19 protein-coding genes are annotated in these 26386 nt (G+C 72.5%); 15 read left to right on the top strand and 4 right to left on the bottom strand.

The features are described from left to right. The 5 genes from OG609_RS27055 (at position 1) to OG609_RS27035 (ending at position 6585) form a co-directional block, all read left to right on the top strand. On the top strand, positions 1-1266 hold the full coding sequence (locus OG609_RS27055; RefSeq protein ID WP_327275200.1) for a 6-phospho-beta-glucosidase: 1266 nt from the start codon (positions 1-3) through the stop codon (positions 1264-1266). After that, positions 1257-2231: an N-acetylglucosamine kinase gene (locus OG609_RS27050; protein ID WP_327275199.1), complete on the top strand. Its 975-nt coding sequence runs from the start codon at positions 1257-1259 to the stop codon at positions 2229-2231. The genes OG609_RS27055 and OG609_RS27050 overlap by 10 nt, the downstream gene beginning before the upstream one ends. Before the next feature lie 315 nt (positions 2232-2546). Beyond that, a complete protein-coding gene (locus OG609_RS27045; protein WP_442818010.1) occupies positions 2547-3938 on the top strand; it encodes a hypothetical protein in 1392 nt (463 codons plus the stop codon). A gap of 242 nt (positions 3939-4180) precedes the next feature. After that, positions 4181-5155 (top strand): glutamate ABC transporter substrate-binding protein, encoded by a 975-nt coding sequence (locus OG609_RS27040; protein ID WP_327275198.1) that lies wholly within the window; start codon positions 4181-4183, stop codon positions 5153-5155. Between the two features lie 104 nt (positions 5156-5259). Continuing rightward, positions 5260-6585, top strand: coding sequence for a hypothetical protein (locus OG609_RS27035; protein ID WP_327275197.1), 1326 nt, complete (start codon positions 5260-5262; stop codon positions 6583-6585). Between the two features lie 99 nt (positions 6586-6684). Here the strand turns inward: OG609_RS27035 and OG609_RS46285 are convergent, their stop codons facing one another. Next, positions 6685-6978 carry a hypothetical protein gene (locus OG609_RS46285; RefSeq protein WP_442818009.1) on the bottom strand — a complete coding sequence of 98 codons (294 nt, stop codon included), beginning with the start codon at positions 6976-6978 and terminating at the stop codon, positions 6685-6687. Here OG609_RS46285 and OG609_RS27030 point away from each other — a divergent pair. From OG609_RS27030 to OG609_RS27015, 4 genes are all read left to right on the top strand, one after another. Beyond that, positions 6950-9433: a tetratricopeptide repeat protein gene (locus tag OG609_RS27030; RefSeq protein ID WP_442818008.1), complete on the top strand. Its 2484-nt coding sequence runs from the start codon at positions 6950-6952 to the stop codon at positions 9431-9433. The two genes, OG609_RS46285 and OG609_RS27030, sit on opposite strands and share 29 nt — an antisense overlap. Then, entirely contained in the window at positions 9430-10722 is a 1293-nt protein-coding gene (locus tag OG609_RS27025) for a protein phosphatase 2C domain-containing protein (RefSeq protein ID WP_327275195.1), read from the top strand. Before OG609_RS27030 ends, OG609_RS27025 begins: the two co-directional genes overlap by 4 nt. 152 nt (positions 10723-10874) lie before the next feature. Continuing rightward, positions 10875-12233, top strand: a complete 1359-nt coding sequence (locus tag OG609_RS27020) for a vWA domain-containing protein (protein ID WP_327275194.1) — start codon at positions 10875-10877, stop codon at positions 12231-12233. A gap of 111 nt (positions 12234-12344) precedes the next feature. Further along, entirely contained in the window at positions 12345-13535 is a 1191-nt protein-coding gene (locus OG609_RS27015) for an FHA domain-containing protein (protein WP_327275193.1), read from the top strand. Between the two features lie 7 nt (positions 13536-13542). Here the strand turns inward: OG609_RS27015 and OG609_RS27010 are convergent, their stop codons facing one another. After that, on the bottom strand, positions 13543-14526 hold the full coding sequence (locus tag OG609_RS27010; RefSeq protein WP_327275192.1) for a methyltransferase domain-containing protein: 984 nt from the start codon (positions 14524-14526) through the stop codon (positions 13543-13545). A 132-nt stretch (positions 14527-14658) separates the two neighbouring features. On the opposite strand from OG609_RS27010, the gene OG609_RS27005 reads away from it, so the two are divergent. From OG609_RS27005 to OG609_RS26980, 6 genes are all read left to right on the top strand, one after another. Then, positions 14659-15063, top strand: coding sequence for a globin (locus OG609_RS27005; RefSeq protein ID WP_327275191.1), 405 nt, complete (start codon positions 14659-14661; stop codon positions 15061-15063). A 171-nt stretch (positions 15064-15234) separates the two neighbouring features. Beyond that, entirely contained in the window at positions 15235-18561 is a 3327-nt protein-coding gene (locus OG609_RS27000; RefSeq protein WP_327275190.1) for an ABC transporter permease, read from the top strand. 1 nt (position 18562) lies between these two features. Beyond that, positions 18563-21370, top strand: a complete 2808-nt coding sequence (locus tag OG609_RS26995; protein WP_327275189.1) for an FtsX-like permease family protein — start codon at positions 18563-18565, stop codon at positions 21368-21370. Then, positions 21367-22329 carry an ATP-binding cassette domain-containing protein gene (locus OG609_RS26990; protein ID WP_327275188.1) on the top strand — a complete coding sequence of 321 codons (963 nt, stop codon included), beginning with the start codon at positions 21367-21369 and terminating at the stop codon, positions 22327-22329. Before OG609_RS26995 ends, OG609_RS26990 begins: the two co-directional genes overlap by 4 nt. A gap of 113 nt (positions 22330-22442) precedes the next feature. After that, complete coding sequence (locus OG609_RS26985; RefSeq protein WP_327275187.1) at positions 22443-23993, top strand: alpha/beta hydrolase; 1551 nt, start codon at positions 22443-22445, stop codon at positions 23991-23993. Then, positions 23990-25186, top strand: coding sequence for a serine hydrolase domain-containing protein (locus tag OG609_RS26980; protein WP_327275186.1), 1197 nt, complete (start codon positions 23990-23992; stop codon positions 25184-25186). Before OG609_RS26985 ends, OG609_RS26980 begins: the two co-directional genes overlap by 4 nt. A gap of 88 nt (positions 25187-25274) precedes the next feature. On the opposite strand, the gene OG609_RS26975 is transcribed toward OG609_RS26980, so the two are convergent. Next, positions 25275-25964 (bottom strand): hypothetical protein, encoded by a 690-nt coding sequence (locus OG609_RS26975; RefSeq protein ID WP_327275185.1) that lies wholly within the window; start codon positions 25962-25964, stop codon positions 25275-25277. Further along, positions 25961-26383 carry an acyl-CoA thioesterase gene (locus OG609_RS26970; RefSeq protein ID WP_266361441.1) on the bottom strand — a complete coding sequence of 141 codons (423 nt, stop codon included), beginning with the start codon at positions 26381-26383 and terminating at the stop codon, positions 25961-25963. The genes OG609_RS26975 and OG609_RS26970 overlap by 4 nt, the downstream gene beginning before the upstream one ends. Between the last annotated feature and the right edge of the window lie 3 nt (positions 26384-26386).

The following is a 26386-nucleotide window of genomic DNA, read 5'->3' as shown; positions in this document are numbered from 1 at the left end:
ATGAAGCTCGCAGTAGTTGGTGGCGGGTCCACCTACACACCTGAACTGATCGACGGATTCGCCCGGCTGCGGGACACGCTGCCCATCGAGGAGCTCGTGCTCGTCGACCCGGCGGCCGACCGCCTCGAACTCGTCGGCGGCCTCGCCCGGCGGATCTTCGCCAAGCAGGGCCACCCGGGGAGGATCGTCACCACCCCGGACCTCGACGCGGGCGTCGCCGACGCCGACGCGGTCCTGCTCCAGCTGCGCGTCGGCGGCCAGGCCGCCCGCAACCAGGACGAGACCTGGCCGCTGGAGTGCGGCTGCATCGGCCAGGAGACCACCGGGGCCGGCGGCCTCGCCAAGGCGCTGCGCACCGTCCCCGTCGTCCTGGACATCGCCGAGCGGGTCCGCCGTACCAACCCGAACGCCTGGATCATCGACTTCACCAACCCGGTCGGCATCGTGACCCGGGCACTGCTCCAGGCCGGGCACAAGGCCGTCGGCCTGTGCAACGTGGCGATCGGCTTCCAGCGCAAGTTCGCCAGGCTCCTCGATGTCACGCCCGGTGAGGTGCACCTCGACCATGTCGGGCTCAACCACCTGACCTGGGAGCTCGGGGTCCGCCTCGGCGGCCCGGACGGCGAGAACGTCCTGCCGAAGCTGCTCGCAGAACACGGCGACGCGATCGCGGACGATCTGCGCATGCCCCGGGCGATCGTCGACCGGCTCGGCGTCGTCCCCTCCTACTACCTGCGTTACTTCTACGCGCACGACGAGGTCGTACGGGAGCTCGGCACCAAGCCGTCCCGGGCGGCCGAGGTCGCCGCGATGGAGAAGGAACTCCTCGCCATGTACGGCGACCCGGCGCTGGACGAGAAGCCCGCGCTGCTCGCCAAGCGCGGTGGCGCCTTCTACTCGGAGGCGGCCGTGGACCTGGCGTCCTCGCTGCTCGGCTCGGGCGGCACCCCTGTACAGGTGGTCAACACGTACAACAAGGGGACGCTGCCGTTCCTGCCGGACGACGCGGTGATCGAGGTGCAGGCGAGGGTCGACGGGACGGGTGCCACCCCGCTCGCCGTACCGGAGCTGGACCCGCTCTACGCCGGTCTGATCGCCCATGTGACGGCGTACGAGGACCTCGCCCTGGAGGCCGCGCTTCGCGGGGGTCGCGACCGGGTGTTCAAGGCGCTGCTCGCGCATCCGTTGATCGGCCAGTTCGAGTACGCCGAGGCGCTCACCGACAAGCTGATCGCGCACAACCGGGAGCACCTGCCGTGGGCGTGAACGCTTCGGTCCTCGCGATCGATGCGGGGAACAGCAAGACCGATGTGGCACTGATCGGTGAGGACGGAACGGTGCTGTCGGCTGCCCGCGGCGGTGGCTTCCAGCCGCCGGTCGTGGGGATCGAGACGGCCGTGGACGTTCTCGGTGCGGCCGTCGGCCGGGCGCTGGAGCTGTCCGGCGAACCGGTGGACTCCGTCGCACATGTGTCGGCCTGTCTCGCCAACGCCGATCTTCCGGTGGAGGAGGAGCAGTTGGCGACGGCGCTGCGCGCCCGTGGCTGGGGATCCACGGTCGAGGTGCGCAACGACACCTTCGCGATTCTGCGTGCGGGGGTGGACGAGCCGCGGGGTGTGGCCGTCGTCTGCGGTGCGGGGATCAACTGTGTCGGCATGGTGCCGGACGGGCGGACCGCGCGCTTCCCCGCCATAGGCCGGATATCCGGTGACTGGGGCGGCGGTTCGGGGCTGGCCGAGGAGGCGATGTGGTTCGCCTCGCGGGCGGAGGACGGTCGCGGTGAGCCGACCGAGCTGGCCCGTGCGCTGCCCGGACACTTCGGGCTCGACTCGATGTACGCGCTGATCGAGGCGCTGCATCTGGGCCGGGTCGAGTTCGAGCGCAGGCACGAGCTGGCTCCGGTGCTCTTCGCGACCGCGGCGGCCGGGGACCCGGTGGCGGGTGCGCTGGTGGACCGGCTGGCGCAGGAGGTCGTCGCGATGGCGTCGGTCGCGCTGTTCCGGCTCGGTCTCCTGGACGAGGAGGCGCCGGTGGTGCTGGGCGGCGGGGTGCTGGCGGCCCGTCACCCGCAGCTGGACGACAGGATCGCCGAACTCCTCGCGGTACGTGCCCCGAAAGCGGTGGTCCGGGTGGTGACGGAGCCTCCGGTCCTGGGGGCCGCGCTGCTCGGCCTGGATCACACGGGGGCGGCCGCCGGGGTGCACGAGAGGCTGCGTGCGCAGTACAGCTGAGACGGTATTCCGCCTCAAGGGGCGTCCTGCGGCGTTTCGCGTCGCAGGACGCCCCTTGCGCACGGGAACCGTTCAGTTGTCCCGGACGTGTTCATGAGTGGGGAGATCGGTCCGCTTCGGGGATTGGTCCGCCGATCGGCTTGATCGGCGGCTCAGGCCTTGATCGAATGCGTGTGACTGCCATCCGTGGACCGGTGCAGGATCCAGGCGTTCCTGGTGTGGATGTCGGTCCCTGCGGCCATACTTCTGGCCGGGTACCAGTCCTCCGATCGGCCGGGGGGCCGGGCCACCGTCAGTGACCGAGGGGGAGGTCGAGTGACATACCCGCCGAATGTGCGCACGGCGCCGGAACACGCGCGGGCTCAGCCGCCCGTGCCCGCGACCGTACCCGCTCCGCCGCAGCGCGGTGCCTGGTCCGCGACGGCGGACCGGCTGCGGGCCGCGGCGACGACCGAACCGGGCAGGCTTCAGATCATCGGGGCCGTGCTGGCCCTGCTCGTCGTGGCGTTCGGGGCCGTGACGGCGTTCGAGATCGCCGACCGGGCGGCCGCGGCCGACGACGTGGTGAGCCGCAGCCAGCCGCTGAGCGCCGACGCGGCGGACATCTACCGCTCGCTGGCCGATGCCGACACCGCGGCTGCGAGCGGCTTCCTGGCCGGGGCGCAGGAGCCGCGCGATGTCCACGACCGGTACGACAAGGACATCAAGGAGGCGTCCCGGCTGCTGGTGAAGGCTGCGGCCAACACGGACGCGTCGACGAGCTCCGGGCACGAGATCACCACGCTCAACGAGGAACTCCCCCGCTACGCGGGTCTGATCGAGCGGGCCCGTGCCAACAACCGGCAGGGCCTGCCGCTGGGCGGCGCCTACCTCCGGTACGCGAACCAGAAAATGACCAACGTACTGCTGCCGGCCGCCGAGCGGCTGTACACGGCGGAGACCGGGCGGCTCGACCGGGACAACGACTCGGCCAGGGCCTTGCCGTTCCTCTCGCTCGGGCTCGGTGTCGTGGCACTGGCCGCACTGTTCTGGGCGCAGCGGCGCAACTACCGCAGGACGAACCGGGTCTTCAACCACGGGCTGCTCGTCGCGACCGCCGCGTCCACCGTGGTGCTGCTGTGGCTGGCCGTGGGGCACACGGTGGCGCGGTCCGAACTGCTGGACGCCGATGTGCACGGGCAACAGTCCCTCGATGTCCTCAATCATGCGCGGATCGACTCGCTGAAGGCGCGCGCCAATGAGAACCTCACTCTTGTCGCCCGCGGCGCGGTACTCACTCCGGACGGCAAGAACGACAAGTACGAGTCCGACTACAACACGGGCATGAAGGCCCTCGGTGCAGAGCTGGGGAAAGCCAGGAAGCTCGCCGACGACTCCCAGGGGAGCGGGCCGGTGGCGAACGCCATCAACGGTGTCTCCGAGTGGCAGGGCCGCCACCGGACCGCCCGCACGACCGACGACAGCGGCGACTACGAGGGCGCGCTGAAGCAGATCATCGGGCCGAGGAACTCGACGGGTGAGTCCTTCAACCGGGTGGACGAGGCACTGAAGCAGGCGCTCGCCCATGAGCAGGGCGAGTTCACCCGGGCTGCGAAGGACGGGCGCGGGGCGCTGGGCGGGCTGCCGATCGGGGCCGCCGCGCTCGCCGCGCTGGGTGCCCTCGCCGCGATCGTCGGGGTCAACCGCAGGCTCTCGGAGTACCGGTGAGAGGGGGAGCGATGACCAGGAAGCGCACGGGCGCGAGGGCCCGTGCCGAGTTTCCCGCCGGATCAGGGAGCGGGGTCCGGGGCCTTCGAATCCAAGGCGGAGGAAGGAGTCGACGCGGAGCGTCGGCGACTGACGACAACGCCGGAGGCGGAGGCTCCAGACCCCGTGAGCCCGGCGGGAAGCCCGGCACGGGCCCTGGGTCCACCCTCGGCAGGCTGCGCGGCTGGGGCGGGGTGACGGGCATGGCCGTGGCCTGCGCGGTGACGGCCTCGCTCACCCTGCTGCCGCTCTCCCACGGCGGCGCCGGCGCCTTCGGCGGTGACACCTCGGGGCCGGGTACGGCGCAGGCGGTGCAGGCCCGGGCCGGCGACTGCACGGACCCGGAGGCGAGCCTGCTTCCGTCGAGCGCCGACGGTCCGAGCATCGCGAAGATCAGGGCGCGCGGAAAGCTGATCGCGGGCGTCGACCAGAACAGCTTCCGCTGGGGATACCGCAATCCGGAGAACCGCGAGCTCGAAGGCTTCGACATCGATCTGGTGCGGGCCATCGCCAAGGACATCCTGGGCGACCCCGACGCGGTGATCTTCCGGGCCATCCCCACCAACCAGAGGATCGCCGCCCTGGAGAACGACAAGGTCGATGTCGTCGTCCGAACGATGACGATCAACTGCACCCGGCTGGAACAGGTCTCGTTCTCCACGGCCTACTTCCAGACCGGGCAGCAGGTCCTCGCGCCGAAGGAGTCGCTGATCACCGGGTTCGACAAGTCCCTGGCCGGCAAGCGGATCTGCACCGCCGAGGGCTCCACCGCGTACGAGGCCCTGCAGAAGCAGTCGTTCGGCTCGGTCTTCAAGGACCCGCACGACGGCACCGACGCGGACGAGGACCAGCTCACCGTCCCCAACCAGCTGGACTGCCTGGTGCGGCTGCAACTGGGCGAGGTCGACGCGATCGTCACGGACAACGCGCTGGCGGCCGGCCAGGCCGCCCAGGACCCTGCGGTCGAGCTCAAGGGCGACAAGCCGTTCACCACCGAGTACTACGGCGTGGCGACGAAGCGCGGTGCGAACGACCTGGTGGCCCGGGTCAACCAGGTGCTGGTCGACTACCGCAGAGGTGGTGCGAACAGCCCCTGGATGCGGTCGTACCGGAATTGGCTGGAGGACGGCCTGCCGGGGATAACGGCGCCGCCGGCCCCCAAGTACCGGAGCAACTGACGCCGGGCCCGCCAGGTGGGCGCTACGGCGCGGACCCGGCCGGAGAGACAGTGGCACTGATCCTGCCGGGACCCGTCCCGGCAGGAAGAGCGGAGAGGTGATCGATGGGCGTCGCGGGCCCCTTCCCCGGCTACGCGGGGAGGTCCCCCGGCCCGGTCATGGACCGGGACGAGGCGGACCGTGCGCTGGCCCGGCTCGGCGCGGAGCACGAGGCGATCGAGACCTCGCTCCTCGCCCTGCAGGACCACGCGGGCCGCCGGCTCCTGGAGGGCGCCGATCTGACCGGTGTCACCAAGGAACGCTGGGCCTCCACCGAGCAGTGGATCACACTGCTGTGGGGGTATTTCGACGCCTACGCGGGGGCGCTGGCCGAGGCCCGCGCGGTGCGGGCCCGCCGACGCCACCCCAACCGGGACGACCTGGTGGCCCTCACCGAACTGCTGCGCGGCCAGGGTGTCACCGTGGCACATGCGGCCGGCCGCCCCGATCCGTCGATCACGGGCCCGGCCAAGCTCTCCGAGCGGTTCACGCTGGAGGAGCTGGTCGCCCGGATGAACGACCTGTACGCCCGCTCGCTGGACATGGTCGTCGCCTCCGACTCCGTGTGGTCCGCACTGCCCGCCCGGATAGATCTCCTCGCCGCCGAGCTGCACCGCACCCGCTCGCTGGCGCACTCCGTCGGCGTACGGCCAGGAGAGCACCCGGCGGGCGACGACCTGGAGGCGATCACCCATGAACTGACCACGCTGCGGGTCCAGGTGATCTCCGACCCGCTCGCGTTCTGGCTGTCGGGACCCGGAAGTTCGGCGCCCGGCGGCGGACGCCCCGACACCACGCGCTACGACCGGGCGGCCCGCGCCCTGGACGACGTACGCCGCGAGATCGAGGCGGTGCTCGCAGTCCGGCAGGACGCCGAGCAGCGTCTGGTCCACCTTCGTGATGTCCTCTCCCGCGCGGACCGCACCCTGACCGAGGCCCGGTCTGCCCGCGGCGAGGTGCTGGCGAAGATCGCCGCCTCCGAGGTGCCCGCGGTCAGCGGCCCGGCGACCGCGCTCCAGGAGCGGCTGGCCGCCGCTTCGGAGTACCGCAGGCATGCCCAGTGGCACCGTCTCTCCCCGCTCCTGGAGACGCTGGAGCGGGAGGCCGAGGAGGAATTGCTGCGGGCCCGGGAGTCGCTGACCGCGGTCACGGCCCCGCTGGCCGTACGGGCGGAGCTGCGCGGCAGGCTCGACGCGTACAAGGCGAAGGTCGCCCGGCACGGGATGGCCGAGGACCCGCTGCTGATCGAGCGGTACGACGCGGCACGCCGGATGCTCTGGAGCGCACCGTGCGATCTGCGGGTCGCCGCACAGGCGGTGCTGCGCTATCAGGAGGCGGCGGCCGAACTACTGTCCCAGCCCCGGACCTCGGGACCGGAGGACCGGCGATGAGTACAGGCGTGTGCAAGGTGGAAGGGCCGCCGCGGCGGCGGGGCGAACAGGGGGACGGACCATGAGTACGCAGTGCCAGCGCCCCGCGTGCGAGGGCAATTACGAGGACGTGGGCGGCGGTGAGCTGTACTGCGACACCTGCGGTCTGGCTCCGGTCGTGTCGCCGACGGGCATGGTGAGTTCGCCGCCGACCGGGATCACGGGCGGCGGTGGCGTGAGCAGCAGGGGGAGTCGGGGCAGCAACAGCAGTTCGCGGGCCTCGTCCCGGGCGTCCTCGCGTTCCTCGTCCCGCTCGTCGACCTCGCGGCGTTCCGTTTCGGGGCGGCTCTCGCGCTCGCTGTCCGGTGGCGCCACGTCCCGTTCGGTGTCGGTCCGTTCCTCCGGTTCGTCCACGGGCGCGTCGTCCGGCCGGGGGAGGCTGGGCGCGGGCCTGGTGCAGGTGCCGGACGTGCCGCGCCCCGACCCGCGCTCCGCGGTGATGGAGAACCCGGAGGTGCCGGAGCGCAAGCGCTTCTGTTCGCGTTCGGACTGCGGGGCCCCGGTGGGCCGGGCGCGCGGCGAACGGGCGGGCCGCACGGAGGGGTTCTGCACCAAGTGCGGCCATCCGTACTCCTTCGTGCCCAAGCTCCACGAAGGCGACATCGTGCACGGCCAGTACGAGGTCGCGGGCTGTCTGGCGCACGGCGGACTCGGCTGGGTCTATCTCGCGGTCGACCGTGCGGTGTCCGACCGCTGGGTGGTCCTCAAGGGCCTGCTCGACACGGGTGACCAGGACGCCATGGCGGCCGCCATCTCGGAGCGCCGCTTCCTCGCCGAGATCGAGCACTCCAACATCGTCCGGATCTACAACTTCGTCGAGCATCTCGACCAGCGCACCGGCTCGCTCGACGGCTACATCGTGATGGAGTACGTCGGCGGCAAGGCGCTCAAGGAGATCGCGAACGAGCGCCGTACCCCGGCCGGGAAGCGCGATCCGCTGCCGGTCGAGCAGGCGTGCGCGTACGGCATCGAGGCGCTGGAGGCGCTCGGCCATCTGCACAGCCGCAACCTGCTGTACTGCGACTTCAAGGTCGACAACGCGATCCAGACCGAGAATCAGCTGAAGCTGATCGACATGGGCGCGGTCCGCAGAATGGACGACGACGAGTCGGCCATCTACGGCACGGTGGGGTATCAGGCGCCGGAGGTAGCGGAGGTCGGCCCTTCGGTCGCCTCCGATCTGTACACGGTCGCACGGACGCTCGCGGTGCTCACCTTCGACTTCCAGGGCTACACCAACGTCTTCGTGGACTCGCTGCCGGACCCGGACAACATCGAGGTGTTCCGGACCTATGAGTCGTTCTACCGGCTGTTGGTGCGGGCCACCGACCCGGATCCGGCGCGGCGGTTCGCCTCTGCCGCGGAGATGGCGGAGCAGTTGACGGGTGTGCTGCGCGAGGTGGTGTCGCTGCAGACGGGGCGACCGCGGCCTGCGCTGTCGACGCTGTTCGGTACGGAAGTACGGGTCACGGACACGCAGTTGTTCGCCGAGCTGACGGACGATGTGTCGCGGCTGGGGGCACGGGCTGTCGCTCCGGCGTCCTCGGGGCGCTTCGGGCGGCGGCGGAACGGGTCGGCGGCCGGTGCGACCCCGGGCGCTGCCGCCGTGCCGCCCGCGGGGCCGGGGCCGGGCGCGCCGCCCGCGGGTTTTCCGCCCGTACCCGGGTACGCCGCGGCGGGTGCCGGTCCGCTGACCGCGCCGCCCACCCACGTACAGGCGGGCAACGGGGCTGGCCAGAGCGGTGCGGCCTTCTCGTACGCGCAGACCCGGGCCGCGATTCCGGCCCCCCGTGTCCCGGCCGCCGATCCCGGTGCGCCATCGGGGCCGTACGTCCCGAGCGGCCCCCGGCCGGCCGGGTTCGACGCACGGGCCACCTCGCTCGCGCTGCCCGTGCCCCGGGTCGACGCGAGCGACCCCAACGCGGGCTTCCTCGCCGGACTGATGGCCACCGCCCCCGCCGAACTGATTGCCGCATTGAACGCCGTACCCGCGGCCTCGCTGGAGACCCGGCTGCGTGAGCTGCGTGCCCGTCTGGAGATGCACGAACCCGGCGCCGCGGGGCAGACCCTGGCAGCGCTGGAGGGCCAGCACTCGGACGACTGGCGGGTCGTCTGGTACCGCGGCATCACCTCGCTGGTGACCGGTGACAACGAGAACGCGGCGCTCTCCTTCGACGCGGTGTACGACGCGTTCCCCGGCGAGCCGGCGCCCAAGCTGGCGCTGGGGATCTGCGCGGAGGTCCTGGGCCAGCTGGACAACGCCGCCGAGTACTACCGCCTGGTGTGGACGACCGACCCGAGCTTCGTCAGCGCCGCGTTCGGCCTGGCCCGGGTGCAGATCGCCGCCGGGGACCGGGGCGGCGCCGTGACGACGCTGGAGTCCGTGCCGGAGGCGTCGATCCACTACACGGCGGCCAGGGTCGCCGCGGTGCGGGCGCGGCTGCGTGAACGGTCCCCGGACGAACCGCTGATCGCCGATCTGACGGCCGCCGCCGACCAGGTCTCGGGGCTGGCCGGTTTCGGTCTGGACGCGGTGCGTCGCGAGCAGTTGTCGACAGAAGTGCTGGGGATGGCGCTCGACTGGGTACTCTCCGGTAGTCCAACGGCTCAGTCCTCGGCTCCGCAGCCGCACGCGCCTGCCGGGCCGCCCGGGCCGAGAACCCTGCTCGGCAGTGAGTTGGACGAGCGCGGCCTGCGTTTCGGGCTGGAGCGTTCGTACCGGATGCTCGCCCGGCTTGCAGAGCCCGGCGACGAGAGGATCGAACTGGTGGAGCGGGCCAACCGTTTCCGCCCCCGGACGTGGGTGTGAAAATGTCGCAGAAGCCCCAGGAGACGGCCTTGTCGAAGTGCCCCGGCTGCGAGGAGCCGCTGGAGCCGGGGGACCTGTTCTGCGGTGCGTGCGGGTACGACCTGTCGGCCGTGCCCGAACCGCCGCAGGACCACCCGACGATCGCCATGGCCGTGCCGGCGGAGAACGGCGCGGCGACCACCGCCCGCACTCCGGCGGCCCGCCCGGCAGCGGTCCGGTTCGACGAGCCGGGTGGATCGGGTGACTTCGAGCTGGCCGCACCCGGGGCCGCGCCCGCATCCACGCCGTCCGCCGAGTCGTCTGCGCCCGACCCCCGTACGCCTACCGCGGAGCCGCTCTCCACGCCACCGGCCGGCACCAAACTGTGTGTGGCCTGTCGCGCCGGCCGTGTCGACAACGACGGCTACTGCGAGAACTGCGGTCACGCCCAGCCACGCGAGCGCGACCACATGGAGCAGGAGCTCGGTTCGGTGGCCGCCGTCAGCGACCGGGGCCTGCGCCACCACCGCAACGAGGACTCGTTCGCGGTGTCGACCACCGCCCTGCCCGACGGTTCACCGGCCGTCGTCGCGATCGTCTGTGACGGCGTCTCATCGGCGAGCCGCCCCGACGAGGCGTCGGCGGCCGCCGCGAGCGCCGCCAACGAAGCGCTTCTGGAGTCGCTGCCGCGCGGCACCCATCCGCAACAGGCGATGCACGAGGCGATCGTCGCAGCCTCGGAGTCGGTCAACTCCCTGGCCGAGGAGCCCGGCCGGGCCAGGGAGCACGACCCGCACCGCCACCAGAACGCCCCGGCGTGCACCCTGGTCGGCGCGGTGATGGCGGGCGGTCTGCTGGTCGTCGGCTGGGTCGGCGACAGCCGCGTCTACTGGGTGCCGGACGACCGCACCAACCCGCCCGCCCGGCTGACCGAGGACGACTCCTGGGCCGCGCAGATGGTGGCGGCCGGCCTGATGAACGAGGCCGAGGCGTACGCGGACGAGCGCGCCCACGCCATCACGGGGTGGCTCGGCGCCGACGCGTACGAACTGGAGCCGCACACCGCGTCCTTCAAACCGGACCGGTCCGGTCTCGTGGTGGTGTGCACGGACGGCCTGTGGAACTACGCGGAGTCGGCGGCCGAGATGGCCGCGGCGGTGCCGGCCGATGCCCAGCTGCGGCCGTTGCACGGCGCCCAGGTGCTGGTGGGTCATGCACTCGACGGTGGGGGCCACGACAACGTAACAGTGGCTCTGCTGCCGTTCGCGGTACCGCCTCAGGGGGCAGGATCGGCCTGCGGCACCACATGAGCCCTGTTCCGTAACGCTTAATTCCGTTTCCGTCCGCCCACTCCATCCCTGGCGCCCTCGCCCGCGTTCACCCGCGCTCGCCCACTTTCACCCGCATTTCTGCCCTCACAGCTGTCTTCATCTGACACCTGGAGCCTCAAGGAGCCGATCAGATGGCCAACTTCTCCAAGTCGAACGTGCCGCAGTTCTCCGTCGAGGTGTACCAGAACGAATATCTTCCGGAGGGCGGTCGCGAGGTCAACGCGATCGTCACGGTCACCTCGACCGGAGGCGGTACCACCGGCGGCGTCCCGCTGTCCGGTGCGGCCGCAACGCCCACGCACGTACCGGGGCAGGCACCGAAAGCCGCCGTGGTGATCATGGTCGACTGCTCCGGTTCGATGGACTATCCGCCGACGAAGATGCGCAACGCCCGCGATGCGACGGCCGCGGCCATCGACACCCTGCGCGACGGCACCTCGTTCGCCGTGGTCGGCGGTACGCACGTCGCCAAGGAGGTCTACCCGGGCAACGGGAGGCTCGCCGTCGCCGATGCGCGGACCAAGGCCCAGGCGAAGGAGGCCCTGCGTGCGCTCAGCGCCGGTGGCGGTACGGCGATCGGCACCTGGCTGCGGCTGACGGACCGGCTGCTCGGCGCCGCCGATGTGGACATCCGGCACGGCATCCTCCTCACCGACGGCCGCAACGAGCACGAGGCGCCGGAGGATCTGCGGGCCGCGCTCGAATCCTGCGTGGGCCGCTTCACCTGTGACGCCCGTGGGGTCGGCACCGACTGGGAGGTGAAAGAGGTCACAGCCATAGCCTCCGCGCTGCTCGGCACGGCCGACATCGTCGCCGACCCGGCGGGGCTGGCCGCGGACTTCACGCAGATGATGGAGAACGCGATGGGCAAGGAGGTCGCGGATGTCGCGCTGCGGCTCTGGACGCCCGTCGGGGTCGAGATCAAGTTTGTGAAGCAGGTCGCACCGACGGTCGTCGATCTGACCGACCGCCGCACCGAGGCGGGCCCCCGCGCCGGGGACTATCCCACGGGTTCCTGGGGAGACGAGTCCCGCGACTACCACGTGTGCGTACAGGTGCCGGAGGCGGGCATCGGGCAGGAGATGCTGGCGTCCAGGGTCTCGCTGATCCTCCCCGACCCGTCGGGCGGGGCCCCGCAGACCCTTTCGCAGGGCCTGGTACGGGCGGTGTGGACACAGGACATGGTGGCGTCCACCTCGATCAACCCGCAGGTCGCGCACTACACGGGCCAGGCGGAACTGGCACAAGTCATCCAGCAGGGGCTCGATGCCCGCAAGTCGGGAGACTTCGACGGCGCGACGGCGAAACTGGGCCGTGCGGTGCAGCTCGCATCGGCGTCCGGGAACGAGGACACTGCGAAATTGCTTTCGAAGGTGGTGGACGTCGTCGATGCCTCGACCGGTACTGTGCGACTGAAGGCGAAGGTCGCGGAAGCCGACTCGATGACACTCGAAACACGCTCGACCAAGACCGTTCGCGTCAAGAAATAACCACACAGCCGCACAGTCGAGCCGCCCGGCCGGAGCGATCCGCCGGGTGGCGAAGAGCAAGAAAAAAATGACGGCCCCCAGGGCCGGACGAGGAGAGGGGGAAGCGCCGACATGCCGACCTGCCCGAACGGACACCAGTCGGGTTCCGATGACTGGTGCGAGGTCTGCGGCCATCGCATGGCCGGCGCGGGCGCGCCTGCGGGTGCAGCCCCCCCGCCGCCTCCCCCGCCGCCCGCTCCCGGTTACGGTCACCCGCAGGGCCCTGATGCGACCCAGCAGGCCGAACTCTGCCCGCAGTGCCGCACACCGCGTGAGGCCATGGCGCCGTTCTGCGAGGAGTGCCGCTGGAACTTCCTCACGAACACCGCGACGTCGTACACGCCGCTGGCGCCGCCCCACAGCCTTCCCGGCCCTCCGCCCGGTCTCAACCTGCCGCCCGGCTTCCAGGCACAGCAGCCGCCGGGCCCTCAGCAGCAGCGTGATCCGTTCGAGTATCAGGGCTCACGGCCCTCGCAGGTGAACCGCCCGGCCGAACCGCTCTCCCCCGACCAGGGAAGCCGGTCCGGGCCCCCGGGTCCGCAGTCGCCGCAGCCGCCGCAGCCGTTCCAGCAGCAGGGACCGCCGCCTCCGCCGCCCTTCCAGCAGACCGCGCCGCCCCCGCCGTTCCAGCAGACCCCGCCGCCGTCGTTCCAGCAGCAGTCGGCGCCGCCCGCGTTCGAGCGGCCCGGTCCTCCCGCCCCGCAGGCCCCCCAGCCGCCGGCCCCGCCGCAGGGGCCGCAGTCCGGCGATGACGACGACTGGATGCTGTCGCCGCCGTCCCGGACGCAGGCTCCGCAGCCGCCGGCCCCGGCGCAACAGCAGCCGCCGTTCCCGGGGCGGAACCAGAACCAGCCGCCCGCGACCTGGACCGCGGTCATCGCCCCGGACCGTGAGTACTTCCTGGCGATGATGCAGCGCAGCGGTCCCGAGGCGACCGGGCTCAACCTGCCCGCGTACTCCCCGGAACAGCAGCTTGCGCTGACCGGCAACCAGATCACCATCGGTCGCCGCAGGCACAGCACCGGCGAGTCCCCCGACATCGATCTGTCCGTGCCGCCGGAGGACCCGGGCGTCTCGCACCAGCACGCGGTGCTGGTGCAGCAGCCCGACGGCAGCTGGGCCGTGGTCGACCAGAACTCCACCAACGGCACCACGCTCAACGGCGCCGAGGACCCGATCCAGCCCTATGTCCCCGTCCCGCTCCAGGACGGCGACCAGGTGCACGTCGGGGCGTGGACGACGATCACGATCCGCCGGGGCTGACCCGCGCCTACCCGCCGGGCAGTGGCCAGGCGTACGGCCCCTCGGGGTCGTCCAGCCAGGCCCACTGCCGCCCGTCCCGGACCGTGATGCCGAACCTCTCCCGTTCGGGGCGCCGCTCGCGCTGCCAGAGAGCGAGGGCCTCGCGCGGGTCGAGGGTGGCCTCGGTGAGTGTCAGCAGGAACCGGAAGAGTTCGTTCTCGCTGACGCGCCTCGGCAGTGCGCCGGTGTGCGGACGCCGCGCGGGCCGCGGCGGTGTACCGCGCAGCGGTACGAAGTACGCGGGCGTGTGCAGGAACCGGCCCTCGGCATACTTCCCGTGCGTCCCTTCCCGTACCCCCAGCGCGATCAGTCCGGTGGCGAACGGCGCCAGTATCCGTGCGCCGGGCGTGCACTGTTCCAGCCAGGCCTGCGGTATGCACGGCAGGGTGCAGGTCGCGATGATCCGGTCGTACGGGCCGCGCGGGGGCCAGCCCCGTGCCCCGTCCCCGGTGATCACCGCCGGGCGGTATCCGGCCGCCGCCAGATGCCGACGGGCCGACTCGGTGATCTCCGGTTCGAGGTCGACGGTGGTCACGGCGTCGTCACCGAGTCGATGTGCGAGCAGCGCCGCGTTGTAGCCGCTGCCCGCGCCGATCTCCAGGACCCGCTGCCCTTCCCGTACGTCCAGCTCTTCGAGCATCCGGGCCATCAGCGACGGCTGGCTGCTCGAAGAGATCAGCTCACCGTCCCGTATGCGGGTGGCCAGTGCCCCGTCCGCATACGCCCCGTGCAGCCACTGGGCCCGCCTGACCGGGTCGGGGTCCTCGCACCACAGGCGGTCGAATCCACCGCCCACGAAGTAGTACGGCACGAACAGATGCCGCGGCACCTCCTCGAACGCGGCCAGCCATTGCGGGTCACCCAGCGCCCCACCGGCCACGATCCCGCGCACCATGGCCCACCGCTCCTCGGCGGCGGCCGCGGCGAACGGGTCCGGGTGTGCATCGTCCATACCTCCACCTTCCTGCGCCGGGGGCCCCGGGGCCAGGAACCGGGCCGGGGCAGGTCGGGGCCGGCGGACGGCGGTCCGAGGGCAGGACCTAGGACCCCGGTCCTCGGCCGGTGCGTCTGCGACCATGGACGGGTGACTGACATTCCGCACGACACGCTGCAGGAGCAGACCTTCTACGAGCAGGTCGGCGGCGAGGAGACCTTCCGGCGCCTGGTGCACCGCTTCTACCAGGGGATCGCCGAGGACCCGCTGCTCCGGCCGATGTACCCGGAGGAGGATCTGGGTCCGGCCGAGGAGCGGTTCAGGCTGTTCCTGATGCAGTACTGGGGCGGTCCCCGTACCTATGGTGAGCAGCGCGGACATCCGCGGCTGCGGATGCGGCACGTTCCGTTCCGGGTGGACCGGGCGGCGCACGATGCGTGGCTGAGCCATATGCGGGTCGCCCTCGACGAGCTCGGACTGGCGCCGGAACACGAGCGGCAGCTGTGGGACTACCTCACCTATGCCGCCGCCTCGATGGTGAACACCGAGGGCTGAGAACACGCCCCTGCCCCCGCACCGGGTACGGAATGCGTTCCTCCGTCACCGATTAACGGTCACGATCCCATCAAGGTGCACACACAAGCGGTTTCCAATTGCACGTGATTCCTGAAAGCATCCCTACATCGCCGGGGGGCGTGTGTGCGGTGAGGGTCCAGGGGGGCACGTGTGACGGGGTTTGTCTTTCTCCGGGTGAGGGCCTATCGGCTCCTGCTCGCCGCCGCTGTCCTCGCGATCCTGCTCACCGCCTCGGTACTGGCCGCGCTCACCGCGTTCTCCGGCTCCATCGGCGACGCGGCGCTGCGCCACGCCCTCACGCATCGGTCGGCGTCCGCCGCCTCCCTCGTCGTGTCCGCGCAGGTGATGCCCGCGCAGCGGGACGCGGCCGACGCGACCGCGCGGAGGACCGCCCGCGACACCTTCGACGGCCTGCCCGTGACCGTCCGGACGCTGGAGACGTCGGGTTCGTACGCGCTGCCGGGCGGTCCACAGGCTTCAGGCGTCCGGGGCGGCGACCCGGACCTCACCCACTTCGCCGCGCTCGACCGCAGCCGCGTCCGGCTGACCGCGGGCCACATGCCCGCGGCCGGGAGCGGAAGGGCCGGCGATCCCGTCCAGGTCGCCTTGCCGCACACCGCCGCCGGGGTCCTGAAGCTGCGGCCCGGTTCGCGGCTCACCCTCACCGACCGGCTGGACGACAAGCCGGTGCGCGTCCTGATCACCGGCGTGTACGAGGCGTCCGACCAGGCCGACCCGTACTGGCAGTTGGACGAACTCAGCGGGCGCGGCATCCGCAAGGTCGCCTTCACGACGTACGGTCCGCTGCTCACCGATCCCGCCGTGCTCGGTTCCGGACGGATGAGCTCCGGCACGATGTCCTGGCTGGCAACCGCAGATTTCCGCACCGTCACCACGGGCCGGACAGCGGCGCTGCACAGCGCCGCCACGGCCGCTCCGAAGAAGCTGCAGGCCGCCCCCGGATTCAGGAGCGGGGCCACCGTGCGGACCTCGCTCCCCCAGGTGCTGGAGCAGATCGACCGGGCGCTGCTGGTCTCCCGCTCGACGCTGATGATCGTGGCCGTCCAGTTGGTGATGCTCGCCGGTTACGCGCTGCTGCTGGTGGCCCGGCTGCTGAGCAGTGAGCGCGACGGGGAGACCCGGCTGCTGCGGGCGCGCGGCGGATCGCGCGGACGCGTCACCGCGCTCGCCGCCATCGAGGCGCTGTTGCTCGCGCTGCCCGCGGCACTCCTCGCCCCGCTGCTCGCCGGGCCGCTGACCCGGCTGCTCGCGGACCGCGGCGCGCTGTCCCGGATCGGGCTGCGCCTCGACGGGGGCGCGACCGCCACCGTGTGGCTGGTCTCCGCCGTCGCCGCGCTGACGTGTGCGCTGGCCGTCGTGGCGCCCGCGCTGGCGGCCGGTGCCGGGGAACGTCGTTCCCGCCGCGCCGTCGCGCTGCCCGCGCCGCTCCGGGCGGGTGCCGACCTCGGTCTGCTGGTGATCGCGGCGGTGGCGTACTGGCAGCTCGACCGTCAGACCACGGGCTCCGGCGGCGGCGTGCTGAGCGGTGACCGGCAGGGCGGTCTCGGCGTCGATCCGCTGCTCGTCGCGGCTCCCGCCCTGCTGCTGCTCGCGGGCACCGTACTGACGCTGCGTCTGCTGCCGCCCGCGGCCCGGCTCGCGGAGCGCCGTGCGGCGGGCGGCCGGGGGCTGATCACGGCGCTGGCCGGCTGGCAGTTCAGCCGGCGCCCGCTGCGCAATGCCGGACCGGTGCTGCTGCTGGTCCTGTCAGTCGCCATGGGCATGCTGGCGATCGGGCAGCGCGCCTCCTGGGACCGTTCGCAGGGCGACCAGGCGGACTTCAGGGCCGGTGCGTCGGTGCGCGTGGTGGGCAGTGTCGAGGACGATCCGGCGAAGGCGGGCGCGTACGCGCGGCTGCCGGGCGTACGGGAGGCGGCACCCGCGTTCCGTACGACCGTGGACCTCTCCGGTCAACGCACCGCCGAGATCCTCGCCCTGGACACCGCGCACGCCGACGAGCGGATGCTGATGCGCGGCGACCTCGGCGACGGGCCGCCGGAGCGGCTGTTCGACTCGCTCGCCCCGCCGAGGACCGCGCGGGCCGGGCTGCTGTTGCCGCAGCGCAGCGAACAGGTCCGGTTCGACGTGCGGATCACGGTGGCCGGGGCGCCCGGACGGCGGTCGCCGTCCGGCACCGCGCCGCTCGTCACCGTGCTGCTGGAGGATCGTTACGGCTTCCCGTACCGGGTACCGGCCGGGACCGTACCCGTCGACGGGACGACGCATCCGTTCGCGTTCGCGGTGGCGGCCGCGGGTGATCTCGCGGTGACCGGGTTCGAGCTGGACGGCAACCGGCCGGCCGGCCGGAGCGAGTCCCACCGGGTCGACATCGGCGCCCTCAGGACCGTGACGGCCGACGGCACCGAGCAGGCGGTCCCGGTGCCCGACGGGTTCGCCTGGGACGCCACGCAGAACGCCGCCGGATCCGATGAGGAGCAGCCCGGCAAGGAGCAGCCCGGCGATCCGGTGTACGCGACGGTCTCCGAGAAGAGCCTGCTGGCCTTCGGGTACGACACCGGCTCGGCCCCGGACGCGTGGGAGTCGCCCGCCTTCTCCGTACGGGCCACCGCGCCCCGTCCGAAGGCGCCGACGCCGAACGCCATCGTCACCGACGCGTATCTGAAGGCCGCCGGAGCGAGGAAGGGGCAGAGCGTCGACATCACGCTGGCCGGCGAGACGGTCCGGGTGAAGATCGCGGATGTGGTGCGCAGGCTGCCGACCACCGGCCCCGGCACCGGCTCCGATGCCCCCGTCACCGGCTCCGACCGGGCCCGGGACGGCGGCGCGCTGCTGCTCGACCTCAGGGCCGTCGGCCAGGTCCTCGCACACCGTCCGGGCACCGTGCTCACCCCCGTCGAGTGGTGGCTGAGCACCGCCCCCGGACAGGCCGGAAAGGTCGCCGCCGCGCTGCGGGCACAGCCCTACACCGATCCGGCCCAGGTCGAGGTGCGCGACGAGATCGCGCGGGAGCTGGTCAGCGATCCGCTGGGCGCCGGGTCGCAGTCCGCGCTGCCCGCGGTGGCGGTCGTCGCCGCGGCCCTGGCCGCGGTCGGCTTCGCGGTGAGCGCTGCCGGCGCGCAGCGCGAACGTTCCGCCGAGTTCGCCGTCCTGCGGGCGCTGGGGACGCCGCGCCGACGGCTGACCCGGATGATCGCCGCCGAGCAGGGCGTGCTGATCGCGATCGCGCTGCTGGTCGGGGCCGCGCTCGGGGCCGTACTGAACCGCGCCGTCGTACCGCTCATCGTGCTGACCGGGCAGGCCACCGCGCCGGTGCCCCCGGTGCTGGTGCAGTTGCCGGCCGGGCAGGTAGCCGCGTTGCTGGCGGGTGTCGCCGCGTTGCCGCTGCTGATCGTCGTGTTTCTCGCCCTGCGCGGTGCCGACCCCGCGACCTCGCTGCGCCACCAGGGGGACAACTGACATGAGTGCGCGTTCCGTTCGAGACCGTCGCGCCCCCGCCGCCTGTGCGCCCTGGGTCCGTACCCGGCTGCGTACCGCTCCCGGCACGGCTTGGGCGCTCGGGCTGCTGGTGCTGCTGACGGCGTTCCTCGCCGCCGCTTTCCCGCGTGCCGTCGACCGTTACGAGAACGAGGGGCTGCGCCACGACATCGCCGCCGCGGACCCCGGGCTCAGTGTGCTGGAGCTCAGCACACCGCAGCCCGATCTGCAGGTGCCCCAGCCCCTGCGTGAGAAAGCGGTGAGTGCGGCGTCGCTGGCGTCCGTCCATCGCGCGGTGCTGTCCCGGCTGCCCGACGTGGTGCGGCCCGACACCGCCCAGTCCGCGTACGGCTTCCACACCGGAAAACCGATCTCCGCGCGAGAGGGCTGGCTGCCCCGGCCGTCCCTCATCGACCCCGAGCTGACCTACTCGACCCTGTCGGACCTCCCTGACCACGCCACCCTGCACGCCGGGACCTGGCCCGCCGTCCACGGCACGGTCACGGCGGGCACGCCGGAGGTGGAGGGCGCGGTCACCGAGGTGACGGCGAAAGCCCTGCGGATCACGGTCGGCTCGACCATCTCCGTACCGACCCAAAGCGGAACACCGCTGACCGTGCGCATTACCGGCATCGTCACCCCGGAGCGTCCTGCGGCCGCCTACTGGTCGGTCCAGCCACTGCTCCGGACCCCGTCCCTGGTGGCCAAACCGACGCGTGACATCCCGCGTTACTACTGGATCGCGGCCGTCCTGCTGCCACCGGACGCCGCGCCCGCGCTGCTCGCCACCGCCAGTCAGCCGGAGGCGTTCTGGCGGATCCCACCGGATGCCTCCCCCCTCACCGTCACCGACGTGGCGGCCCTGCGCTCGTCGATCGCCTCGCTGGAGGGCGGTCCGGGACTGGTGAGCATGCGTGCGGTGGCCGGCGCGAACACCGCGCTCACGACCGACCTGGACGCGATCCTCACCAGGTACGACTCCCTGCGTCAGGCGATCGGCCCGGTCGTCATGGTCGCCGCCGTGGGCATCGGAGCCGTCGCCGCCGTCGTCCTGCTGATGACCATCGGGCTGATGGGCGGCCGGCGCCGCAGCGAACTGGCCCTGCTGCGCTCACGCGGCGGATCCTTGCGCGGCATCGGCGGCCGGCTGTTCGCCGAGACGGTGGTGACCACGGTACCCGCGGCGGCGCTGGGTCTGCTGATCGCCGTAGTGACCATCGGGGACGCCCGGCTGTGGCCCTCGGTCACCGGCGCGGTCGCCGTCGCCGTACTGGTCTGCGTCGCCCTGCCACTGTGTACGGCACTGCCGCACCGCAGGCCGCGGCTGCACGGAGCCCGCGACGACCTGATGGACGCCCGCCCGTCGCGATGGCGCACGGTCGCCGAACTCACCCTGCTGGTGCTGGCCGTCGGCGCGGTCGTCGCCCTGCGCCGGCGCGGTACGGGCTCCGGCGGCGGCGATCTGCTGGTCAGCGCCGCCCCCGTACTCGTCGGTCTGATCGCCGCCCTGGTCCTCGTACGGCTTCTTCCGCTGCCGCTGCGTCTCGCCTCGCGCTCCGTCGCCCGTCGGCGCGGCGCGGTCGGGTTCCTGTCACTGGCCCGCGCCGGGCGCACCTCGGCAGGCGGCACGCTCCCGCTGCTCGCACTGCTGATCGCGCTGACCACCGCGGCGTTCGGCGGCTCGGTGCTCGCGGGCATCGCGGACGCACGGGACGACGCGGCGGGACGCGCGATCGGCGCGGATGCCCGGATCAGCGGCCCGGGCAACTCCGTGCCGCTGCCGGACCGCCTGATCCGGGAGGTACGGAAGGCGGGCGGCGTGCGGGACGTGGCGCGCGTGCAGATCGAGTACGACGTGGTGCTGCCGGCCGACGGGACCGGGGACCAGTTCACGAAGGACGCCACCCTGGTGGGCGTCGACCCGGCGACGTATGCCCGGCTGGCCCGCGCGACCGGCCTCGGGGCTTTCCCCGCCGACCGGTTGAGGACCTCCGCGGCAGCGAAGAAGTCCGCACCGACGAAGGACCCGGTGCTGCCCGTCATCGCCTCGCCGTCCGTCGCCGAGCGGCTCGGCGACCGGGCGCGCGACCTCTCCGCGGCGGCCGGGAACTTCACGGTGCGGGTGGCGGGTACCGTCACGCGCACTCCCGCCGTCTCCGACAGCGACTTCCTGATCGTCGACGCCGCGTCGCTCACCCGCCGGCAGACCACCACCCTGCTGGTCACCGGCGGCTCCCCGGACGCGAAGGCACTGCGCACGGCGGCGCACCACGCGGGCAAGGACGTCTCCGTGCGACTGCGCTCCGAGACACGCGAGGCGTTCGTCGACAGCTCCCTGCAGCGGGGCGCCGAGAAGATCTACGCGGCGGCGATCGCGGCCGGCGCGGGCTACGCCCTGCTCGCCGTGCTGCTGTCGCTGCTGCAGACCGCGCCGGAACGCACCGCCCTGCTGGCCCGGCTGCGGACCATGGGGCTCACCTCCCGGCAGGGCAGACGGCTCCTCGGCCTCGAAGCGATGCCGCAGGCGCTGCTGGCCGCCGTCGGCGGGCTGCTCGTCGGATGGGCGACGACCGCCCTGCTGGCGCCGGGCGTCGACCTGGTGAGCCTGGCTCTCTCCGCCGGGCCGGAATCCGGCGGAGACGACACCATTGCGCTGCGGGCCGACCCGTGGTCGCTGACGCTTCCGGCGCTCGGCGTGGTCGTCCTCACCGCCGCGGTGGCCGCCGTCCAGGCCTGGTGGGCCGGCCGCCGCGGATCGATCACCGAACTCAGGGCAGGAGACCCCCGATGACGTCGCCGTCGACCGACACCACGCTGGCCGAGCTCGAACAGCGGGCCACCGCACGCCGCGACCGGCCCTCCTACGGGCACGACGCGCTGATCGCCTGCGACCGACTGGTCCGTATCTTTTCCGCGGACGGGGTGGAGGTGCAGGCCCTCCAGGGCCTCGATCTGCTGGTCACCGAGGGCGAGTTGATGGCCCTGGTCGGTGCGTCCGGCAGCGGCAAGTCGACCCTGATGAACATCCTGGCGGGCCTCGATGTGCCCACGGCCGGGTCGGCGAAGGTCGCGGGGTGCGATCTGCTGTCGATGGGGCCGAAGGAACGGCTCCGCTACCGCCGGGACATCGTCGGGTTCGTCTGGCAGCAGACGGCCCGGAATCTGCTCCCGTACCTCACCGCCGCACAGAACATCACCCTGCCGATGCAGCTGCGTGGCCGGGGCCGGGGCCGTGAACGGGCCGAGCGCGCCGAGTCGTTGCTGCGGATGCTGGGGCTGGAGGAGTGCCGCGACCGACGCCCGCAGCAGCTCTCCGGCGGCCAGCAGCAGCGCGTGGCGATCGCCGTCGCGCTCGCCAACAATCCGTCGGTGCTGCTCGCCGACGAACCGACCGGCGAACTCGACTCGGCCTCCGGCGAGCGGGTCTTCGCCGCGTTCCGCCGCGCCAACGAGGAGCTCGGCACCACGATCGTGATCGTCACGCACGACCAGGCGGTGGCGAGCGAGGTCCGCCGTACGGTCGCCATTCGTGACGGCCGTACATCCTCCGAGGTGCTGCGACGCACCGAGGTCGACGCGGCGACGGGCCTGGAGTCCCAGGTGGCGCGGGAGTACGCGATGCTCGACCGCGCGGGGCGCCTGCAGCTGCCCGCCGACTACACGGAGGCGCTCGGGATGGAGCATCGCGTGATGCTGGAGCTGGAGCAGGACCACATCGGGGTCTGGCCGGACGACCAGCCGCACCCGTAACGGGTGTTGGTGGTGCTGGCCCCAGGTCGCTTCGGCCAGGTGGCCCGATGTTCCCGGGCCGGGCACGCCCCTAGCGTCGTGCGGGAGTCATCCACCTGATCCCGAGGAGCACGATGCGCGTCGCCTCACTGGCCACCGCCGGCCTGGGCCTGACCTGTTTACTCGCGGGCACGGTGCCCGCGTCGGCCGCCTCCGCCACCCCCGCCGCCCCCGCCCACCAGCGGCTCGTCTGGGGCCCCTGCTCGCCGCAGCAGCAGGAGCTGAACGAGGCGGGCGCGCAGTGCGCGAAGGTGACCGTTCCCCTCGACTACTCCGATCCCGGCGGCCCGACGATCCGGATCGCGGTCTCCCGTATCAAGGCCGCCACCGGGCACGGGAAGCGGCGGGGCGTCCTGCTGTCGAATCCGGGCGGTCCGGGCGGCACCGGACTCGCCAACACCCTTTACCTGCGACCCGCGTTGAAGGATGTGGCGGACCGCTACGACCTGATCGGCTTCGATCCCCGTTTCCTCGGCGAGTCCACCCCCATCACCTGCGACCCCGCCGCCCCGACGCCCGCGCCCGGCCCGACCACGACCCGCCGCGAGGACTTCGAGCGGTCGGTACGGTCCGCCCGCGACACCGCACGCCGCTGCCTGGAGCACGGGGACAACGCCCGGCTCCTCCCGCACGCCACGTCCCAAAACGTCGCCCGCGACATGGACGCGATCCGCGCGGCGCTGGGCGAGCGCAGGCTGTCGTACTACGGCGTCTCGTACGGTGCCGATCTCGGGGCCGTCTACACCCAGATGTTCCCCCGCCGCGCCGACCGCATCGTCATCGACTCCTCGACCGACCCGACGGCCACCCAGTACGAACTCTTCCAGCGGGCGGGCAAGCCGCTCGAAGAGGCACTGGACGCCTGGGCCGGATGGACCGCACGGCACGACGGCACCTACCGGCTCGGCAAGACGCCCCTCCAAGTACGGTCGAGTGTCCAGCAGTTGCTCGACGGGGCCGAGCGGCGCCCGGTCACCGTCTCCGGGATCCGGCTCGACGCGCCGTTGCTGCGGCTGGTGCTGAGGCAGCTCATCCAGCACGAGGAGTACGACCCGGCGCTCGCCGGTACGGTGCGCGACCTGACCGATGCCGCCGCGGGCAGGCCGGTCGAGCCCGGCCCGGAGCTCGCCGCCATGCTGGAGCTGCTCGCGTCGCCCGAGCTGGCGGACAGCATGCTGGGCGGGGCCCTCTTCATGTGCGGCGACAACGGCTGGCCGGCCGGTGGCTGGCCGAAGCATCCGGAGACGTACTGGAAGAACATGGAGCGCAGTCGCGCCACCCAGCCCGTTTTCGGCCCGATCGTCAACAGCATGATGGCCCCGTGCGCGTTCTGGACGAGCACATCCCGTGAGCCCGCCACGGTGATCGGCAACGACGTACCCGTACTGATGCTCCAGGCCCGGCGCGACAACAACGTCCCCTACGAAGGGGCATTGGCTCTGCACCACCGGCTGACCGGTTCACGGCTGGTGACTGCGGACATCCGCTCGCACGGGGTGTACGGGCGCGGACTCGACGGCCTCACCCCCGTCCCCTGCGCCGACAGAGCCGTCAACGACTATCTGCGTGACGGCACGCTGCCCGGCGCCGACCTGACCTGCCCCCGCACCGGGGAGGACCGGTGATCAGCAGACGCACGGGCCTGGCGGCCACGGCAGCGGCCCTGCTCGCCGGAGCGTCCGGACCCGCGGCGACGGCCGCCGCACCCCACCGCGCCCCCGGGCTCCGCAGCCGTCTCCAGAGCGATGTGGACGCGATCCGGGCCACCGGCGCCACCGGCGTACTGGCCGAGGTGCAGAGCGCCCACGGCCGGACGACTGCTCGCGCCGGATCCGCCGACCTGCGGGCCCCGCGCCACCCGGTTCCCTGGAACGCCTACTACCGGCTCGGCAGCGACACCAAGACCTTCACGGCCACGCTCGCCCTCCAACTGGCCGGCGAGGGGCGGCTCAGGCTCACGGACACCGTCGAGCGGTGGCTGCCCGGCGCCGTGCGGGGCAACGGCAACGACGGCCGCAGGATCACGGTCGCCGATCTGCTGCGCCAGACCAGCGGCCTGAACGACTATCTCGCCGTCTCACCGGACTCGGCCGATGCGTTCACCCCGGACGGCTACCGCCAGTCGCGGTTTCGCACCACGGCCCCCGAGGACCAGCTGAAGGCGGCCCTGAGCCGGCCGCCCCTGTGGGTGCCGAACGCCGGACACCCCACCCGGGAACGGCGCTGGGGCTACTCCAACACCAACTACGTGGTGGCGGGCCTGATCATCGCGCAGGTGACCGGCAACTCCTGGGCGCAGGAGATCCACGACCGGATCATCGAACCCCTGGGCCTGCGCCACACGTTCACGCCGGGGACCTCGCCGTACGTCCCCCACCCCACGGCCACCTCGTACACCTGGTTCCCCGGCTGCGCCCGGCCGACCGACACGACACTGGCGTCCGGCGGCGGGGCGGACGGCTCCGTCATCAGCACCACCCATGACCACGGTGTCTTCCTGCGCGCCCTGATGAGCGGCCGGCTGCTGAGCCCGGCCCAGCTGGCCGCGATGAAGGAGACGGTCGTGGCCGAGGACTGGAGTGCGGCGCCGGGGGTCCGTTACGGACTGGGCATCGCCTGGCGCCCGGTGGCCGGGAGCCCCGGCGGGATCTGGTTCCACGGCGGAACCCATCTGGGGATCGTCTCCGAGAGCGGGGTGACGCCGGACGGTGCGCGGGCCGCGACCAGCGCCACGTTCACCTTGCGGATGGGCGACCCGGCACAGGACGCCCAGGACATGGCCGCGCTCCGGCTGGTGGACAGGGCCTTGACCGGTTAGGTCCTGTCAGTCCGTCCGGACGGGTCCGCCGGCCTGTCCGGACGGGTCCGCCGGCCTGTCCGGGCGGGCCCTGTCGTCGGGCCGTCGCTCAGCCCGCGCCCACCGTCACCGCGAGCGTGCCGAGCCCGCTGCCCGGGCCACGCAGGGCAATCGAGCCGAACGGGGTGCGCAGCCGCAGCCAGGCCCCTGCCGCAAGCAGGGCGACCGGGAAGTCCGGCGCCGGGCGGAGGAAGCCGAGGGACTGGGCGGCGTGCACGGCCCGCAGCGGAAGTTCGGTACCGGCGACCGTGCGCGACCAGATCTCGCGGCCGATCAGGTCCCGCTCCGCCCGGGTGCGGCGGTCCTCGGGCAGGGCCTCGTCGCGGGAGCGGAACTCCGCCACCGCGGCGGTGACTGCCGTGCGCAGGGAGACCGGGTCGGGCAGGCCCGGCAGTTCGTGCCAGCCGCCGCGGGGCGGGAGAACACCCGTCCACGGCGGCCCGGTGACGGGTGCGGGCAGGGCGCCCGAACCGGCTGCAGTGCCCTCGACGTCGAGGGATTCGAGGAGTTCACCGGCGGACACCGTGACGTCGAAGTCGTGCGATCCGGCCAGCCGCGCCGCCCGGATCGCCAGGACCTCGAACGACGGCGGCCTGCCGAACACGGCCAGCGCACTGCCGCCGGCCTGCATCCGCACCGCGGCTGCCCGGTCGTAGCGGAGCAGCCGACCGAGGAAGGCCGCGAGATCCGCGGCCTCCCTCGTGTCGGCGAACTCCAGCGACCGCACGGGCACCGTCATGCTGCGGCAGGCTCCTCGGCCAGGTACTGCTGGAGGAAGAGCTTCTCCTCGGCGGAGATCCGCCGGGGCCGCTCCTCGGCCAGGTTGTACGGCACGACGACGGTCGAGGCCCGTACGTAGACCTGGTCCGGGTCCTTGATCTCGTACGCGATCGTCAGCGACGCGGCGCCGATCTTCGTGACCCACGACTCGACGGTCACCGGCTCGTGCCGGTGGACCAGCGGCCGTACGTAGTCGATCTCGTGCCGGGCCACGACGGACCCGCCCGAGAAGGACGGCGAACCGTCCCCCGGCGCCAGCCGGAACATGAAGTCGATGCGCGCCTCCTCCAGATAGCGGAGGAAGACCACGTTGTTCACGTGGCCGAAGGCATCCATGTCCGACCAGCGCAGCGGGCAGTTGTAGATGTGACGTGCCAAGAC

The organism is Streptomyces sp. NBC_01224, from assembly GCF_036002945.1.
In the GTDB taxonomy this organism is placed as follows: domain Bacteria; phylum Actinomycetota; class Actinomycetes; order Streptomycetales; family Streptomycetaceae; genus Streptomyces.
Note: the sequence above shows the minus strand (reverse complement) of the source record. Positions and strands in the feature narration are given on the sequence as shown.